We start from the raw sequence: 17,511 nt of genomic DNA, 5'->3' as shown, positions 1-17,511 counted from the left end.
GTGAGCCGCTAGAGCCACTTGATCCTGCGGAACACGGCGAACAGGCCGAGACAGGCGACGAGCATGATCGCCAGCACGACGAAGTAGCCGTACCGCCAGTGCAGCTCGGGCATGTTGTCGAAGTTCATGCCGTAGACACCGGCGATCATCGTCGGCACCGCGACCAGGCCGATGATGGCCGACATCTTGCGCATGTCCTCGTTCTGCTGCATCCCGATCTTCGCCACGGCGGCGTCGATGAGCGAGCTCAGCACGTCGTTGTAGGTCTCGACGTGGTCGGCGACCATCGCTTGATGGTCGAGCACGTCGGAGAAGTAGCGCTGGATCTCGTGCGGGATGATGTCGCTGAAGTCGCAGGTCAGCCTCTTCAGCGCATGGGAGAGCGGGTGGATTCCGCGGCGCAGCTCCACGATGTCGCGCTTGAGCTGGTAGATCTCGTCGACCTGGGTGCGCGCCCCGGCGCGGAAGACATCCTCCTCGACCCGGTCGATGTCGTCCTCGAGCAGGTCGGAGACGGCGACGTAGGTATCCACCACGTGGTCGGCGACGGCGTGCATCACCGCCGACGGCCCCAGCTTCAGCAGCGCCGGGTTGGCCTCGAGGTTGCGGCGCACCCGGCGCAGGCTGCCGTGGTCGCCGTGCCGGACGGTGATCACGTGATCGGGGCCGAGGAGCACCATCACCTCACCCGTCTCGACGATGCGCGCCATCGGGTCCGTGCGGTCGTGGCCGACGTAGTTCACGGTCTTGAGGATGAGGAAGAGGGTGTCGTCGAACCGGTCGACCTTGGGCCGGGTGTGCGTGACCAGCGTGTCCTCGACGGTCAGCGGGTGCAGCCCGAAGACGCGGGCCACCTCGTCCATCTGGTGCTGATCCGGGTCGAGTAGGCCCACCCACACGTAGCCCTCGCCGCGGCGCCGGACCTCCTCGATCGCCTCGACGTAGCCGAACCGGCCGGGGAGACGCTCCCCGTCGACGTAGACGCCGCAGTCGACGACGGCGCGGGCCACGGGCACGGGGACGCGCGGCACGTCGGCCTCGCGGACCTCGCGGCGCCCGGCGCCGGGCCGGGGCATGGACGGGATGGAGGGCATGGACGAGATAGTAGACCCGGGCCAGGCTGCCGGGCTGCGGCGGCGCCGGGTAGAAAGTAGGCGTGAGAACTCGCACGCCCCGCCTCGCCGCCGCGGCCCTCGCCGCGCTGGTGTTGGCGGGTTGCTCGGACCCCGGCGGCGCCGCCGACCTGGGCCCGCGCACCGCGCCCGGCACGGTCACCGTCGGCTCGTCGGGGGCCGCCGCCTCGAAGATCGAGGCCCTGATCTACGCGAACGCCTTGCGGACGGCCGGAACGCCGGTCGAGACCCGGCTGGGGCTCGGGCCGGGGGAGGACGCCGCCGTCGCCGCCGTTGAGCGGGGCGACGTCACCGTCGCGCCCGCGCTGACCGGCGCGCTGTGGGACCGGTACCGGCCGGGCACCGCGCAGCCGACGAAGGCGAAGGAGAAGGAGTCCGAGAACCCGCGGGCGCAATGGGACGCGCAGTTCGTCGCCCTCAGCGCCGTCCTTCCCGAGGGGCTCGGCCTGGGCGACCCGACGCTGGCGCTCGATCAGCCGATGCTGTTCGCGTCGAAGGACGCCCCGTCCGCGACGCTGCGGGGGTGCGAGGGCTTGTCCGGCGCCGTCGCCGTGCCCACCGGGTCGCCGCAGGACGTCCGCGCCCGCTACGGCTGCCCGACGGGGCCGGTCGTCGCCGTCGCCGACGAGGCGGCCGCCGCGCGGGCGGTCCGTGAAGGCAGTGCCGCGCTGGCGCAGCTCGGTACGCTCTCGCCCACGTCGAAGGACCTCGTGCAGGTGGCCGATCCCGACGGTGTCGTGCCGTCGCGCGCCGTCGTGCCGCTGGTGCGACGCGACGGGCTGACGGTGGCGCAGACGAAGCGGCTGTCCGCGATCGCCGGTGAGCTCACCACCGCCGACCTGGCGACGATGGTTGCGCAGGTCGAGTCGGGGGAGCGGACGCCCGAGCAGGCGGCCGGCGACTGGGCCGGCGAGCACACGCTGAAATGAGCCCCGCAGAACGCCGACCGCCCCGCGCTCGACGGGCGAGGCGGGGCGGCTGCGAACGCGGAACGGCTACTTCAGCCGCTTGTTGAGCTGCTGGTCGACGAGGGCGTTGACCCGCTCGTAGGCGGAGCCGCCGAGTCGCACGAGCACGTCGATGATTTTCGCGTCGGCACCGACGAGGACGCGGCCGCGGTTCTTCTTGACGCCGTTGAGGATCGTGCGTGCGGCGTCGTCGGCCTCGGTGCGGGCGAGGTACTTGTCGAACAGCTCCGCCGTGGCGGACTGGTCCCTGCCCTCGGCGACGGTGGCGTTGCGTGCGATCGCGGTCTTGATGCCGCCCGGGTGCACGCAGGTCACGCCGACGTTGTGGTCGCTCGAGAGCATTTCGATGCGGAGCGCCTCGGTGAAACCGCGCACGCCGAACTTGGCGGCGTTGTAGGCGCTCTGGCCGCCCACGGACAGCAGGCCGAACAGTGAGCTGGTGTTGACGATATGTGCGTCGCCGGAGGCGATGAGGGCGGGCAGGAACGCCTTGGTGCCGTTCACCACGCCCCAGAAGTCGATGTCCATGACCCGGTCGTAGTCCTTGAAGGACGTGGTCTCGACGGGCTCGTGGTGCGCGATGCCGGCGTTGTTGAACAGCAGGTTGACCGTGCCGTAGTGCTCGACGACCTCGTCGGCGTAGGCCAGCAGCTGCTCGCGCTCGCCCACGTTGACGACCTTGGTGTGCACCTCGGCTCCGCGGGCGCGGGCCAGCTCGGCGGTCTGCTCGAGCCCGGTGGGGTCGTAATCGCACAGCGAGAGCTTCGCGCCCTCGTCGGCGAGCTGGAGAGCCAGTTCACGGCCCATGCCGGAGGCGGCTCCGGTGATGACGGCGACCTTGCCGCGGAAACTCTTCATGCCTGTCTTCATCCCTCACGCTGGTCCTTGCCGGGCTGCGGCGCTGTACCGCTGCTCGGCGTTCTTACTCGACAGTAGGGTTGGGATGCGAGGTCTGTCAACGACCTATTGAGTATGATTCAGTAGGTGACCAGAAAGTCCGTTGCCGCAGCGGTGGGGCGCAAGCGCACCCGGCTCAGCCCCCAAGCCCGGCGCCAGCAGTTCATCGACCTCGGCCTGCTCAGTCTGAAGCATCAGGCGCTCGAGCAGGTGTCCATCGAGGACATCGCGAGCCAAGCGGGCGTCTCCGCCGGCCTGTTGTTCCACTACTTCGACTCCAAGCTCGACTTCCAGGTCGCGCTCGTGGAGGAGCAGGCGCGGATCGTCGGTGAGGTCGCCACTCCGGACCGCGATCCCGAGGACATCACCGACGTGATGCCGATCCTCACGTCGACCCTGGGCACCTACGTCGACCACATCATGGAGAACCGGCAGTCCCTCCTCCCGATGCTCGCGGGCGTCAGCTGGTCCGAGCCGCGGATCCGCACCGCCGTGAAGTCCGTGCGGGAGCAGATCGTCGATCAGTTCGTGAACCAGGCCGAGAACATCGGCATCGATCGCTCGCCCCCCTTCGTGCTCGCCGTGCACGGCTGGATCGCCGTCGTCGAGGAGACCCTCGTGCAGTGGCTCGACGAGAACGCCGGCTTCGCGACCATGACCCGCGACGAGGTCGTCGATCACCTCGCCACGATGTTCGTGGGGATGGCGGGGGCCGTCGGGCTCGATCTCACGTCGGGCGTGGCCTGACGGTGCGCTTCGGGGCTGGGCCTGGGCGTGGGCTGAGTGTGCGTGGGCCGGGTCGGGTGCGGGCGACGCCGCTCGCTTAGACGTCGCTCTCTCGCCTAGCGGCTCGGTCGCTCCGATGCGCTCGACGGCGTCGCCCCCACCCGCCCCTCTCCTCGGGTACCCATCCGCGCACGTGCCGCGTGCGCAGGAGAGTGGACGCGCATGTGGCGCGGCTGTGCGGACGTGGCGCGTGCGCACCGGCGCGTGGGGTGCGCGGATGGTTCCCGCTCACGTGGCGCGTGTGCGGAACCGGGGAGGTCGGGCGCACCGTCGGATCGAGAAGAAGGGCCGGTCCTCCCAGGGAGGACCGGCCCTTCTACTGGCTCAGCGGATCAGAGGACGAAGGCCTCGTCGATGATCTGGGCCTGCTCCACGGCGTGCACCTTCGACGAGCCCGAGCACGGGGCCGACATGGCACGCCGCGAGACGCGCTTGATGCCGCGCAGGCGTTCGTCGAGCTCCGGCAGCTCCAGGCCGAAGAAGGGCCACGCGCCCTGGTTGGCCGGCTCCTCCTGCACCCAGCGCACGTCCGTGGCGTTGGGGTACAGGTCGAGCGTGGCAGGCAGGCGCCGCGAGGGCAGCGGGTAGAGCTGCTCCATCCGGACGATCGCCACGTCGTTGCGGCCGTCCTTCTTCCGCCGCGCCTCCAGCTCGTAGTAGAGCTTGCCGGAGACGAGCAGCAGCTTGGTGACCTTGCTGCGGTCGCCGCCCTCCACCTCGAACGCGGGGTCGTCGATGACCGAGCGGAACTTGCCGCTCGTGAAGTCCTCGACGGGGCTGACGGCGGCCTTGTTGCGCAGCATGGACTTCGGCGTCGCGACCACCATCGGACGGCGCACGCCGTCGAGGGCGTGGCGACGCAGGAGGTGGAAGTACGAGGCCGGCGTCGACGGCATCGCCACCGTCATCGAGCCCTCGGCGCACAGCTGCAGGAAGCGCTCGATGCGCGCCGACGTGTGGTCGGGGCCTTGGCCCTCGTGGCCGTGGGGGAGCAGCAGCGTCACGCCCGAGGTCTGGCCCCACTTGGCCTCGCCCGAACTGATGAACTCGTCGATGATCGACTGCGCGCCGTTGACGAAGTCACCGAACTGCGCCTCCCAGCACACCAGCGCCGACTCGTCGGCGACGGAGTAGCCGTACTCGAAGCCCAGGCCCGCGAACTCGGTGAGCGCGGAGTCCAGCACCTCGAATCGGCCGGGCGACGGGGTGCCGTCGGGCCCGAGGTGCTCGAGCGGGGTGTACTCGGCGCCCGACTGGCGGTCGATCAGGACCGCGTGGCGCTGCGTGAACGTGCCACGACGGCTGTCCTGGCCGGCGAGGCGGACCGTGCGGCCCTCCTCGAGCAGCGTGCCGAAGGCGAGCAGCTCGCCGAAGGCCCAGTCGATGCCGCCGTCGCGCGACATCTCGAAGCGACGCTTGACGACCGGAGCCACGCGCGGGTGCACGGTGAAGCCCTCGGGGACGTTGGCGTACGCGTCGCCCACCCGCTGGATCTGCTCCAGCGGCACCGCGGTCACCAGTGAGCTGGGTAGCGGCTGATCGGCGATGATCGACGGCGCGGGCTCGGCCTGGAACTTCTCGAGCTCCTTGACCTCGTTGAACACCCGCTCCAGCTGGCCCTGGTAGTCGCGCAGCGCGTCCTCGGCCTCCTTGGTCGAGATGTCGCCACGACCGATGAGGGCCTCGGTGTAGGACTTGCGGACACCGCGCTTGGTGTCGATCACGTCGTACATGCCGGGCTGGGTCATCGACGGGTCGTCGCCCTCGTTGTGGCCGCGGCGGCGGTAGCAGACGAGGTCGATCACGACGTCCTTGTCGAACTTCTCACGGAAGTCGACGGCCAGCTTGGCCACCCACACGCAGGCCTCGGGGTCGTCGCCGTTGACGTGGAAGATCGGCGCACCGATCATCTTCGCCACGTCGGTGCAGTACTTCGAGCTGCGCGAGTTCTCCGGCGAGGTCGTGAAGCCCACCTGGTTGTTCACCACGATGTGGATCGTGCCGCCGTTGGAGAAACCGGGCAGGTTCGCCATGTTCAGCGTCTCCGCCACGACGCCCTGGCCGGCGAAGGCCGCGTCGCCGTGCAGCATGAGCGGCATGATCGGGTGCTCGCCCTCGGGCGGGTTCTTCATGTCCTGCTTGGCGTGCACGATGCCCTCGAGGACCGGGTCGACCGCCTCGAGGTGCGAGGGGTTGGCGACCAGCGAGACCGTGATCTCGTTCTCGCCGAACATCTGGTAGTACTTGCCCTCGGCGCCGAGGTGGTACTTCACGTCGCCGGAGCCGTGCGCCTGCGACGGGTTCAGGTTGCCCTCGAACTCGGTGAAGATCTTGCTGTAGGGCTTGCCGACGATGTTCGCCAGCACGTTCAGCCGGCCGCGGTGCGGCATGCCGATGACGACCTCGTCGAGCTGGTGCTCGGCGGCCTGGTCCAGCACCGCATCCATCATCGGGATGACGGACTCCGCGCCCTCGAGCGAGAAACGCTTCTGGCCGACGTACTTGGTCTGCAGGAAGGTCTCGAAGGCCTCGGCCGCGTTGAGCTTGCTGAGGATGTACTTCTGCTCGGCGACGGTGGGCTTGACGTCCTTCGTCTCCACGCGCTCCTGCAGCCACTTCTGCTGCTCCGGCTCGAGGATGTGCGCGTACTCGATGCCGACGTGCCGGCAGTACGCGTCGCGCAGGACCGAGAGCACCTTGCGCAGCTTGAGCCGTTCAGCGCCGTGGAAGCCGCCCACGTTGAACGTGCGGTCCAGGTCCCACAGGGTGAGCTCGTAGGTGAGCACGTTCAGGTCGGGGTGGGACTCGAGGCTCTCGTTGTTGTAGCGCAGCGGGTCGACGTCGGCCATGAGGTGGCCGCGCGCCCGGTACGCCGCGATGAGCTCGAGGACGCGTGCGTCCTTGTCGATGCCGTGGGCCGGGATGTCCTGCCGCCAGCGGATCGGCTCGTAGGGCACGTGCATCGTGCGGAAGATGTCGTCCCAGAAGTCGTCGCTCAGTGTGAGCTCGTGGACGTACCGCAGGAAGTCGCCGGACTCGGCGCCCTGGATGATGCGGTGGTCGTAAGTCGAGGTCAGCGTGGTGAGCTTGCCGACCGCGAGCTCGGCGATCTTCTCGTCGCTCGCGCCCTGGAACTCGGCGGGGTACTCCATCGCACCGACGCCGATGATGGCGCCCTGGCCCACCATGAGGCGGGGCACGGAGTGCACGGTGCCGATGCCACCGGGGTTGGTCAGCGAGATCGTGACGCCGGCGAAGTCCTCGGCGCCGAGCTTGCCGGTGCGGGCACGACGGACGATGTCCTCGTAGGCGGCCACGAACTGGCCGAAGTCCATCGTCTCGGCTTCCTTGACGCCCGCGACCACGAGGCTGCGGCTGCCGTTCTTGCCGACCAGGTCGATGGCGATGCCGAGGTTCACGTGCGGCGGGGTCACCGCGTTCGGCTTGCCGTCGATCTCGGCGAAGTGCCGGTTCATGTTCGGGAACGCCTTGACGCCCTGCACCAGGGCGTAGCCCAGGATGTGGGTGAAGCTGATCTTGCCGCCGCGGGTGCGCGCGAGGTGGTTGTTGATGACCACGCGGTTGTCGAACATGACCTTCACCGGCATCGAGCGCACCGACGTCGCGGTCGGTACCTCTCGGCTGGCGTTCATGTTCTTGACGACCGCGTTCGCGGCGCCGCGGAGCACGGTGCGCTCCTCCTCGGAGGGGAACGACGCGGGGGCGGGGGCCTTGGGAGCCGGGGCCGGTTTCGCGGGCGACGACGGTGCCGGGGTCACCGGGGCGGACGGCGCGGGTGTCAGCGTCGTGTCGGTCGTCTTCGGGGCCTTCGCCGCCGGCGCGGCGGAGGGCGGGGCGGACTGCGCCGCGGGGGCCGCTGCGGCGGGGGCGGCCGCAGGGGCCGCGCCGTTACTCGCCGCGCTGCTGCCCTCTGCAGCTCCCGGGGTGTACTTCGAGAGGAATTCGTGCCAGCTCGGGTCGACCGAATTGGGGTCGGCCTTGAACCGCTCGTACATCTCCTCGACCAGCCATTCGTTTTGGCCGAAATCCGATACAGAACTGCTGCTCACGGCAGGTCCTCGCCTCGATTCATCATCGTCGTATCAAGCGCGCGCCGCCCTGGATCGCAGAGGGCGCAGGTCCGCGCGGTCCAGGGTAGTCCACCACGGAAAACCTGTGTCGGTTACTCCCGTTACGCGGCCCTGGATCAGTCGGCGCCGGGCCCCGACAGACCGGGTGCGGAGGTGTCGGAGACGGACCCCTCGACGACGCGCAGGTGGGAGGTGGGCCACGTGGCGGGCACGGGACCGAAGGCCGTCCGGGAGTTCTTGATCACGCCCTTGCCCAGGACGCGGTTACCGCCGGCGCCCACCACGGCGCCGATCCCGGCGGGGAGCAGCTTGCCGAGGACCAGCGGCGACTTCTTCGCCAGGAACCGGCGGCTGAACATCTTCATCAGCTGCTTGTTCAGGTTGCCCAGGCCGGGGAGCTGGGCCGGGTTCTTCTTGAGGTTCATCAGCGAGGCGTTCTTGGCGCCCACGGTCGCGCGCAGGGCGCCGAGACCGGCCTCGCCGAGCACGGCGGTGAGCACCAGTGCCTTGCGCAGCTCCCGGTCCTCGGGGGAGATCCCGTACACCTCGGCCACGGCCAGGGCGTACAGCGCCGAGGCCTCCATGAACACCACGGTCTCGGCGCCGATGGTGCCGATCGCCAACAGGGTGCCCACGCCCGGGACGGCGGCGGTGGCGCCGGCCGCGCCGCCCGTGCCGGTCACGGTCAGTAGGTAGCGCTTCTCGAGCCGCTCGATGATCTGCGTGGGCGACTCGTCGGGATGGTCCGCGCGCAGGCTCGCGACGTACTTGGCGACGGCCGGCGCCTGCAGGCGCGCGGCGCGGTCGATGACCGAGCCGAGGGCGCCGCCACCGTCGCGTTGGGCGACGGGGAGCTGCGGCTCGTCGGACTGGATGCGGGCGGGCTTGTTCGCCATGGTGACCTCCGTGGGAAGCGATCCTGGTGACCTTGCACTCCATCTAACCCCCGACAACCCCCGGAAAGTTCCCGACCGGCGCGCGCACCCGTGCGGCCCGCGCGTACCGTCGGGAATCGTGCCGAGCATCGACGAGCAGCCGTACACCCTGGTCATTCCCACGCGCTGGAAGGACAACGACGTGTACGGGCACGTCAACAACGTCGTCTACTACAGCTTCTTCGACACGGTGATCAACACCTTCCTCATCCGCGAGGGCGGCCTCGACATCCACGACGGCGCCGTGATCGGCCTCTGTGTGGAATCTCACTGCCGCTACGACGCCCCGCTCGCCTTCCCCGAGCCCGTCACCGCCGGGCTCGCGGTGACGAAGCTGGGCCGGTCCAGCGTCACCTACGCCGTCACGCTGTTCGACGGTGCCGGCGCCCCCGCCGCGGAGGGCTGGTTCGTCCACGTCTTCGTCGACCGGGAGAGCCGGCGGCCCGCCGGGGTCCCCGACGGGATCCGCGCCGCGCTGGAGCGCCTTCTCGTCAGTGCCCCGCAGTAGCCTGCGAGCCATGGCCTTCCGCACCCCGCTGGAGCCCGTCACCCTGACGGGTCACCTCGTCACGCTCGCGCCGCTGGCGCACGATCAGCACGACGGTTTGCTCGAGGCACTCGAGGACGGCCAGCTGTGGGACCGCTGGTACACCTCCGTGCCCGCCCCGTCGGGCCTGCGCGCAGAGATCGACCGCCGCCTGGAGCTGCAGGCGAAGGGCGAGATGATCCCCTTCACCGCGATCGACGCGGCGGGCCGGGTGCTCGGCATGACCACCTTCTACGACATCGATTCGACGGTCCCGCGGATGGAGATCGGCTACACCTGGAACCGCGCCTCCGCGCACGGGACCGGCACCAACGCGGAGTCCAAGCTGCTGCTGCTCCGGCACGCCTTCGACGTGCTCGGCTGCGAGTGCATCGGCCTGCGCACCCAGTGGGTCAACACCCAGTCGCGCGACGCCATCGCCCGGCTCGGTGCCAAGCAGGACGGCGTGCTGCGCAGCTACAAGCGGTACCGCAACGGGGCCCTGCAGGATGCGGTGCTCTTCTCGATCCTCCGGCACGAGTGGCCCACGGTGGACGCGCACCTGCGGCACCGTCTGCGCCACCGGCACGAGGCCTACCGCTCCGTCCCGGAGTAGTCGTGCCCCGCCCCCAGGCCGCGGCGCACGGGCTGTGGCGCCCGGGCCTCGGGCTCGCGCTGTGGTTCACGGACGAGGTCGGCGAGCCCACTGCCGACCCCGACGTCGCGGCGCTGCCCGCGCCGATCGCCGAGGTACTCGGCGACCGCCGACCGCGTCGCTCGGTCTCCCTCACCGGGCCGCGGGGGCGGCTCGTAGCCCCCGCGCTCACCCTCGGCCCCGCCCGCGCGGCGGCGCTGCTCGACGCCCTCGGCCCGTCCGACGGCGCCGGCGACCTGCGCTACCTGCGGTGGGTCGCGAAGTCCGTCGAGCGGTTCGTCGCGGCCGGGGCCGTGACTCCGGCGCTGCGCAACGACGACGGGGAGTGGATCGCCCGCTGGGCGCCCGTCGAATCCGTGCAGTGGCGCACCTGGGTGCAGACCGCCGCGGCCGCGATGCCGCCGGTGCTGCGCCGCACGGGAGATCTCGCCGCCGTCCTCGACATGAGCGCGGAGCTCACCGACCGGTACGCCCGCCTGCGGCTCGGCGACGGGCCGTGGTCCTGGGTCGCGGCGCCGTCCCTGCGCGCCCTGGTCGACGGTGAGCCCCTCCCGCCCCGGTCCGTCGCCGACGCCGGGGCCGCCGCGGCGTGGACGGAGTGGGCCGGCAGCGTCCGCTCCGCCGAGACCCTCCTGGTGCTGCGCCTCGTCGAGCCCGACGGCCGCAGCCCCGGCGAGAACCTGCTGGCCCCGCGTGCCACGCCGGGCGGGACGCCGTGGCGGCTCGAGGTCTGTCGCCGCGTCCCCGGCGCCGCGCCCGTGCGGGCCGACCCGGCACGGATGAGTCCCGTCGACCTGGACGACCTGGCGGGCGAGCTGGCCCGGGCCCTCGCGGTGTACCCGCCGCTCAAGCGGGTCGCTCAGGACGCCTCCTCGCTGGACTTCCTGCTCACCACCGAGGAGGCGGAGGCGCTCTTCCTCGAGGGCGCCCCCGGGCTGGCCAAGGCCGGGTACGAGGTGCTGCTGCCCGCCTCGATCGCGACCGTGCGTCCCGCGCTGCGGCTCGTCGGGCGCGAGCAGCCCGGGCGCACGGCGCTCACCGTGCAGGCCGGCCTCGCCGAGATCAAGGACTTCGCCTGGCAGCTCGCCGTCGGCGACACCGTGCTCACCGCGAGCGAGCTGGCCTCCCTGGCGAACTCGGCGTCCGGGCTGGTCGAGGTCCGCGGCAAGTGGGTGCGCGCCGACCGTCGCACGCTGGCGCAGGCGGCGCGGTTCGTCGCCGAGCAGCGCTCCGCCGCCGAATCCGGCACGGACCTCAGCGACCTGCTCGGCATGATCGCCGACCCCGCGGCCCTGCCCGCTCCGCTCGCCGCCGTCGACGGGCTCGGGTGGCTCGACTCCGTCTACCGCGGCGGCACCATCGCCCCGGCGCAGGTGACGGCACCGTCGACGCTGAAGGCGATCCTGCGCGACTACCAGCTGCGCGGGCTCGAGTGGCTGGTCACGCTGTGGCACAGCGGCATCGGCGCGGTCCTCGCCGACGACATGGGCCTGGGCAAGACGATCCAGGTGCTCGCCCTGCTCTGCCACGAGCGCGAGGCGGGGGAGTCGGTGCGGCCGACGCTGCTCGTCTCCCCGATGTCCGTGGTCGGCAACTGGGTCGCGCAGGCGCAGCGGTTCGCGCCCGGCCTGCGGGTGCACGTGCACCACGGCACCGACCGGCCCACGGGCGAGGAGTTCGGGCGGGTCGCGGCCGCCTCCGACGTCGTGCTCACCACGTTCGCGCTCGCCGCCCGCGATCGGGAGCTGCTCGCCGGGCACCACTGGGGCCGCGTCGTGGTCGACGAGGCGCAGCACGTCAAGAACGTCAACACCGCCGCCGCGAAGGCGCTGCGGTCGATCCCCGCCGCGCACCGGGTGGCCCTCACCGGCACGCCCGTGGAGAATCGGCTCGAGGATCTGCGCGCCGTGATCGACCTGGTCAACCCCGGCCTGCTGGGCTCGGCCCGCACCTTCCGCAACCGCTTCGCGCTGCCCATCGAGCGCGAACAGGACAAGGCGGCCGTGCGCCGCCTGAACACGCTGACCTCGCCGTTCATCCTGCGCCGCGAGAAGACCGATCCCGCCATCGCCCCGGAGCTGCCGGAGAAGGCCGAGTTCACGGTGCGCGCCTCGCTCACCCCGGAACAGGCGGGCCTCTACCAGGCCGTGCTCAACCGGCTGGTGCAGGAGCTGCGGGAGTCCCAGGGCATGGGCCGCCGCGGCCTGGTGCTTGCTTCGCTGACCAGGCTGAAGCAGATCTGCAACCATCCGGCGCACTACCTCGGCGATGGCTCTCAGCTGTTGCGCCGCGGGCAGCACCGCTCGGGGAAGGTCGAGCTGCTCGCCGACATCCTCACCACTGTCGCCGACGAGGGCGAGCGCGCGTTGGTCTTCACCCAGTACGCCGAGTTCGCGCGGATGCTCCAGCCCTGGCTCACGGGCGTGCTCGGCGCGGACGTCCCCGTTCTCGACGGCGCCGTGCCCCGTACCGAGCGCGACGCGCTGGTCGCCCGGTTCCAGTCGGGCGACGGCGCCCCCGCCCTCGTCGCGACGGTGCAGTCCGGAGGCACGGGCCTCAACCTCACCGCCGCGAATCATGTGATCCACGTGGACCGCTGGTGGAACCCCGCGGTCGAGAACCAGGCCACCGATCGCGCCTTCCGCATCGGCCAGACCCGGGCCGTCCAGGTCCGCAAGTTCGTCTGCGCAGGCACCCTGGAGGAGCGCATCGACGGGGTGATCGCCGCCAAGAAGGAGCTCTCGTCGATGACGGTTCAGACGGGCGAGGCCTGGCTGACCGAGCTCAACAACGACGAGCTGTACGAGTTGGTCGCCCTGCGCGACGAGGCGGTGGTCTAGATGGCGCGATCGCCGAGAAAGGCGCGCGACACCGCGCGGCCCATGGGTGCGACGTGGTTCAGCCGGCGGCTCATCCAGCAGCGTGAGGAGGTCACGGAGCGACGCAAGATCCAGTACGCGCGACGGCTCTACCAGGAGCACCAGGTGTACTCGCTGGCCGTGGTGCCCGCGTCGATCACCGCGACGGTGCAGGGCAGCCAGCTCGATCCGTTCGGCGTAGCGCTGGCCCGGGTGCCCGGGGACGCGGCCGCGGTCGTCTCGCTGCTGGTGGGGCAGGGCGCAGCGGCGGAACTGCTCGGCGTGACGCGGGGCGAGCTGGGGCGCACGCTGGGGGAGCTGGTGCTGCCCGAGACCGCGTCCGACGTGATCGTCGACTGCGCCTGCCCCGACGACTCCGGCGCCTGCGTCCACGCCCTCGCCGTGACCTACGAGTTCTGCGCGGCGGCCGACGCCGACCCGTCGCTGGTCCTCGACTTCGCCGGCGTCCCGCTCGCCGGCCTGCTGGCCCGCGTCAGTACCGCGGAGCGGGAGGGGCCGGCACCGTCGGGCCCCGACGCCGACGGTGCCGGCTCGCCGTGGGCAAGCGAGGCCTGGGACGCGGGTGCCGCGGCCTTCTTCGGCGAGGGCTACGAGCTTCCGGCCCTCCCCGAGCCGTCCCCGATCGACGCGATGTCGCTGCTCGATCCGGCACTGCTGCGCATGGCGCTGCGTCGCACCGGGACGAAGCCCGCCGACGTCGCCGAGGCGCAGGACGAGCTCGCGGAGCTCTACGACCGCCTCCGCGACCCGCGTCGACGCGGCGGGGCCGCGTCGGTGACGGAACCTGTCGGTCGGGGTCATTACCCTGAGGGGCGACCGATGAGGGGGTGACGGGCATGCGATTTCTGCACACGGCGGACTGGCAGCTGGGGATGACCCGGCACTTCCTCGACGCGGACGCGCAGGCCCGGTTCACCGACGCCCGGTTGGATTCGATCTCCCGCCTCGGGGCGGTCGCCGCGCAGCGCGACGCGGAGTTCGTCGTCGTCTGCGGTGACGTGTTCGAGGACAATCGGCTCGCCCCCGCCGTCGTCGCGCGCAGCCTCGACCGGATCGCCGCGATCGGCCGCCCCGTCTACCTGCTGCCCGGCAATCACGACCCGCTGGACGCGGCGTCGATCTACACCTCGGAGGTCTTCGCACGCCACCGGCCGGCCAACGTCGTCGTGCTCGACACTCCAGGGATTCACGAGGTGCGCCCGGGCGTTGAACTGCTGGCCGCGCCGTGGTTCTCCAAACATCCCGCCGGGGATCCGCTCACCGAGGCCGTCGCCGCGGCCGCCCCGCCGGCCGCCGACGTGATCCGCGTCGCCGTCGGGCACGGCGGCACCCTTCCCGTCGGAGCCCGGGACCAGCGCCTCATCGACGTCGCTGCCCTGTCGGAGCGGATCGCCACGGGCGAGCTGCGCTACGTCGCGCTCGGGGACCGGCATTCGGTCACCGAGGTCGTCTCGGGCGTTTGGTACTCGGGCGCCCCCGAGGTCACCAACTTCGATCACAAGGAGACGGGCTCGGGCTCCGTCCTGGTCGTCGACGTCCCCGAGTCGGGCCCGGCGCGGGTCGAGCCGGCGCGGGTCGGCACCTGGCGCTTCGCCTCTCGCGAGTTCCCGCTCACGGCCGAGCGCGACGTGGACGCGGCCGTCGGCGCGCTCGCGGCGCTGCCGGACAAGGACCGCACCGTGGTGAAGGTCGGCTTCACCGGCACCGTCGGGCTGGCGGCGAAGGCCCGGCTGGACACCGAGATCGAGGCCCTGCGGGCGCGATTCGCGGCCGTCGAGTTGTGGGAGCGCAAGACGGACCTCGCAGTGCTCCCGGGCGAGGAGGAGCTGGACGCGCTCGAGCTCACCGGCCCGGCCGCCGACGCCGCGCAGGAGCTGCTCGGCGTCGCGCGCAGCGGCGGGGAGCGGGCGGCGGACGCCTCCGGCGCCCTCTCGCTGCTCTACCGCCTGACCCGCCAGGAGGTGGGCGCGTGAGACTGCACCGCCTGGCGGTCAAGGACTTCCGCGGCGTCACCGAGCGCGAGATCGCCTTCGCCGACACCGGCGTCACCCTGCTGCACGGCCCCAATGAGGCGGGCAAGTCCTCGATGGTCGAGGCGCTGCAGCTGCTTCTGGAGGTCAAGGCGACGTCCAAGTCGCAGCGGGTGGAGGCCGTGTGTCCCGCGCACCGCGACGCCGGCCCGTTCGTCGAGGCCGAGCTGACCGTCGGCCCGTACCGCTTCGTCTACGCCAAGCAGTACCACCGCCGGCCCGGCACCGTGCTCACGGTGCTGGAGCCGACGCCGCTGCAACTCACCGGCGGCAGCGCCGAGTCGTGGGTGGCGGAGCAGATGGCCACGCACGTCGACGGTGACCTGCTCGCCGCGCTCACGGTGTTGCAGGGCCCCGGCCCGGGCCAGCCGTCCCTGCGGGACAGCGCCGCCTTCGCGAAGGCCCTCGACTCGGCGTCCGGCGGCGCGGGGGAGGACGAGCCGGGCGCCGAGCGGCTCGCCGAGGCGGTCGCCGCCGAGCGCGCCCGCTACTTCACCCCCACGGGGCGGCCCACCGGCGAACTCGCCGCGGCCCGCACCCGCGAGGCCGCCACGCGTGCCTCGCTCGAGTCGGCGGAGGCGGCGCTCCGCGAGGTCGACCGGGTCGTCGAGCAGCACGCCCTCGCCTCCGCGCGCCTCGCGGCGCTCGTGGACCGACGTTCCGCCGCCGCCACCGCCCTGGAGGCCCTGAGCGCCGACCAGGAACGGATCGGCGCGCTGCAGTCGCGGCTGGCGCAGTCCCGCGCCGTGCTCGAAGCGGCGGCGCTGCGCGAGCAGCACGCGGGTGACGCCGCCAACCGTCGCCGGCGACTCGTCGACCGGCAGGCCCTCGCCGTCGAGCGGACCGCGCAGGTGCGGGTGCAGCGCGATCGGGCGCTGGCCGACCGCGAGGTACTCGCGGCGGAGGCCTCGTGGCTCGAGACCACGGTGCATGAGCTGTCGGCGGTCTCCGCCGACCGGCGGGAGCGGAAGTCGCAGGCGCAGTACGCCGTCGACTACGCCCGCGAGTCCATGGAGTATCAGCGCATCGTGAGGCGGATCGAGCAGGCACAACTGCTCGGCAAGGACGTGGAGGACGCCCGGAACCGCCTCGCCGCCAGTCCCATCGATCGCCGCGCCCTGCAGACCATCGCGGTCGCCGAGCAGCGGTACGAGAAGGCGCAGGCCCGGTTCTCCGCGCTCGCAGCCACGCTCAAGCTCGAACGGCTCGGCTTCTCCGACGTGCTCGTCGACGGGCGCCACATCGGCGAGGAACCGGTCGAGGTCGTCGCGGGGAACGGCACCGTGATCGACGTGCCCGGCGCCGTCCGGATCGAGGTCGTGCAGCGCGGCGAGAGCGCCGACGCCGCGGCCGAGGTGAAGGCCGCGCACACCGCGCTGCTGGCCGCCTGCCGCGATGCCGGCGCGGAGGACGTCGCGGCGGCCCGTGAGCTGCACGAGCAGCGCGACGCCGTCGAGATCGAGCTGCAGGAGGCGCGGATCGCCCTCGCGCACGCCCTCGGCGACAACACCCTCGCCGAGCTGCGACAGCTGGCGGAGGAGTCGGCGGAGCGGATCGTCGCGCTCGAGACCGCGGTCGACCCGGAGCTCCTGGCCGTCGACCCGGAGCGGGCCAAGGCGAACCTCATGGACGCCACGCAGGCCGAGGTGGCCTCGCGCGGCGAGGAGCGACAGACCCGCGAGCAGCTGGGGCAGAAGCAGCAGGAACTGCACCGCGCGTCCACCGACGCGCAGGTCGCCGCGGACCGGTTGCAGCATTTCGACCAGCAGGCCTCGGAGCTGACCGCGGAACTGGAGCGCGCCCGGGCGGAGGCCGCCGACGACGCCGTGGGCACTGCCGCGGACGCCGCCGTCGCCGCCCGCGAGGCCGCCACGGCAGAGGTGGCCGCGCACGAGGCCGCCGCCCGGGAGGCCGACGTCGCCGGTTTCGCCGCCAGGTTCGCCGCCGCCCGCGCGCAGGACGAGCGGGCCCGCGCCGCGGAGGCGTCGGCGAGAGAGGAACTCGCCGGCCTGAACGGCCAACTGCACCTGTTCCAGGCCGACGGTCGCCGCGACCGGCTCGACGCCGCCGAGGCGGAGCACGTGCACGCCGAGCGCGGTCTCACATCGGTGGAGGAGCGCGCCCGTGCGGCGTCGCTACTGCACGAGACCCTCACGGCGCATCGCGCCGCGCGCCGCGCGCGGGTGCAGGCGCCCTATCAGCGGGCGCTGGAGGAGCTGGGCCGCACCGTCTTCGGCGATCCGCTCACCATCACCGTCGGAGACGACCTGACCATCGCCTCGCGTACCGTCGACGGGGTCACCGTGCCCTTCGACTCCCTGTCCGGCGGCGCGCAGGAGCAGCTCGGCGTGCTCAGCCGGCTCGCCTGCGCCCGTCTGGTCGACGGTGCCGACGGCGCGCCCGTCATCTTCGACGACGCCCTCGGCCACAGCGACCCGACGCGCCTCGGTGCGATGGCAGATGCCCTCGTCGAGGCCGGCCGCGGCGCGCAGGTGATCGTCTTCAGCTGCGTCCCCGGCCGGTTCGACGCCCTCCGCGGCCGCGACGGCGTCACCGAGGTCGCGCTCGGCTGACCACGGCCCGGCGGGCGCGAGCGAGCACGGCGTCCGCG

General features: G+C 72.0%; 12 protein-coding genes. 8 read left to right on the top strand and 4 right to left on the bottom strand.

Features of this window, described 5'->3' with window-relative positions:
• Positions 1-8: 8 nt before the first annotated feature.
• Positions 9-1,094: a magnesium/cobalt transporter CorA gene (gene corA / locus HNP44_RS11570; protein WP_259140414.1), complete on the bottom strand. Its 1,086-nt coding sequence runs from the start codon at positions 1,092-1,094 to the stop codon at positions 9-11.
• Between the two features lie 62 nt (positions 1,095-1,156).
• Between corA and HNP44_RS11565 the strand changes: the two genes are divergently transcribed.
• Complete coding sequence (locus HNP44_RS11565) at positions 1,157-2,062, top strand: glycine betaine ABC transporter substrate-binding protein (RefSeq protein ID WP_259140413.1); 906 nt, start codon at positions 1,157-1,159, stop codon at positions 2,060-2,062.
• A gap of 66 nt (positions 2,063-2,128) precedes the next feature.
• Here the strand turns inward: HNP44_RS11565 and HNP44_RS11560 are convergent, their stop codons facing one another.
• Entirely contained in the window at positions 2,129-2,959 is an 831-nt protein-coding gene (locus tag HNP44_RS11560) for an SDR family NAD(P)-dependent oxidoreductase (RefSeq protein WP_259140411.1), read from the bottom strand.
• A 126-nt stretch (positions 2,960-3,085) separates the two neighbouring features.
• Here HNP44_RS11560 and HNP44_RS11555 point away from each other — a divergent pair, with 126 nt between their 5' ends.
• Positions 3,086-3,745, top strand: a complete 660-nt coding sequence (locus HNP44_RS11555; RefSeq protein ID WP_259140404.1) for a TetR/AcrR family transcriptional regulator — start codon at positions 3,086-3,088, stop codon at positions 3,743-3,745.
• Between the two features lie 371 nt (positions 3,746-4,116).
• On the opposite strand, the gene HNP44_RS11550 is transcribed toward HNP44_RS11555, so the two are convergent.
• Complete coding sequence (locus HNP44_RS11550; RefSeq protein ID WP_259140402.1) at positions 4,117-7,854, bottom strand: multifunctional oxoglutarate decarboxylase/oxoglutarate dehydrogenase thiamine pyrophosphate-binding subunit/dihydrolipoyllysine-residue succinyltransferase subunit; 3,738 nt, start codon at positions 7,852-7,854, stop codon at positions 4,117-4,119.
• A gap of 137 nt (positions 7,855-7,991) precedes the next feature.
• Entirely contained in the window at positions 7,992-8,771 is a 780-nt protein-coding gene (locus HNP44_RS11545; protein WP_259140400.1) for a hypothetical protein, read from the bottom strand.
• A gap of 118 nt (positions 8,772-8,889) precedes the next feature.
• On the opposite strand from HNP44_RS11545, the gene HNP44_RS11540 reads away from it, so the two are divergent.
• Genes HNP44_RS11540 through HNP44_RS11515 form a run of 6 tightly spaced genes read left to right on the top strand, consistent with a single transcriptional unit; the run spans position 8,890 to position 17,473 of the window.
• Entirely contained in the window at positions 8,890-9,318 is a 429-nt protein-coding gene (locus HNP44_RS11540) for an acyl-CoA thioesterase (RefSeq protein ID WP_259140398.1), read from the top strand.
• 10 nt (positions 9,319-9,328) lie between these two features.
• Positions 9,329-9,952 carry a GNAT family N-acetyltransferase gene (locus HNP44_RS11535; protein WP_259140395.1) on the top strand — a complete coding sequence of 208 codons (624 nt, stop codon included), beginning with the start codon at positions 9,329-9,331 and terminating at the stop codon, positions 9,950-9,952.
• A gap of 2 nt (positions 9,953-9,954) precedes the next feature.
• On the top strand, positions 9,955-12,831 hold the full coding sequence (locus tag HNP44_RS11530; protein WP_259140393.1) for a DEAD/DEAH box helicase: 2,877 nt from the start codon (positions 9,955-9,957) through the stop codon (positions 12,829-12,831).
• A gap of 42 nt (positions 12,832-12,873) precedes the next feature.
• Positions 12,874-13,701: a hypothetical protein gene (locus tag HNP44_RS11525; RefSeq protein WP_259172124.1), complete on the top strand. Its 828-nt coding sequence runs from the start codon at positions 12,874-12,876 to the stop codon at positions 13,699-13,701.
• A gap of 5 nt (positions 13,702-13,706) precedes the next feature.
• Positions 13,707-14,843, top strand: a complete 1,137-nt coding sequence (locus HNP44_RS11520; protein WP_259140391.1) for a metallophosphoesterase family protein — start codon at positions 13,707-13,709, stop codon at positions 14,841-14,843.
• Positions 14,840-17,473 (top strand): AAA family ATPase, encoded by a 2,634-nt coding sequence (locus tag HNP44_RS11515; protein WP_259140389.1) that lies wholly within the window; start codon positions 14,840-14,842, stop codon positions 17,471-17,473. Before HNP44_RS11520 ends, HNP44_RS11515 begins: the two co-directional genes overlap by 4 nt.
• The last annotated feature ends 38 nt before the right edge of the window (positions 17,474-17,511 follow it).

Origin of the sequence: Tsukamurella ocularis, from assembly GCF_024807615.1 — a bacterium.
GTDB classification, from domain to species: domain Bacteria; phylum Actinomycetota; class Actinomycetes; order Mycobacteriales; family Mycobacteriaceae; genus Tsukamurella; species Tsukamurella ocularis.
This window is presented reverse-complemented; position numbering and strand designations above follow the sequence as displayed.

Excerpts from the sequence above, each read along its gene's own strand:
- HNP44_RS11560 (WP_259140411.1), bottom strand. The coding sequence starts at position 2,959 with ATGAAGAGTTTCCGCGGCAAGGTCGCCGTCATCACCGGAGCCGCCTCC.
- corA (WP_259140414.1), bottom strand. The coding sequence starts at position 1,094 with ATGCCCTCCATCCCGTCCATGCCCCGGCCCGGCGCCGGGCGCCGCGAG.
- HNP44_RS11525 (WP_259172124.1), top strand. The coding sequence starts at position 12,874 with ATGGGTGCGACGTGGTTCAGCCGGCGGCTCATCCAGCAGCGTGAGGAG.
- HNP44_RS11520 (WP_259140391.1), top strand. The coding sequence starts at position 13,707 with ATGCGATTTCTGCACACGGCGGACTGGCAGCTGGGGATGACCCGGCAC.
- HNP44_RS11535 (WP_259140395.1), top strand. The coding sequence starts at position 9,329 with ATGGCCTTCCGCACCCCGCTGGAGCCCGTCACCCTGACGGGTCACCTC.
- HNP44_RS11545 (WP_259140400.1), bottom strand. The coding sequence starts at position 8,771 with ATGGCGAACAAGCCCGCCCGCATCCAGTCCGACGAGCCGCAGCTCCCC.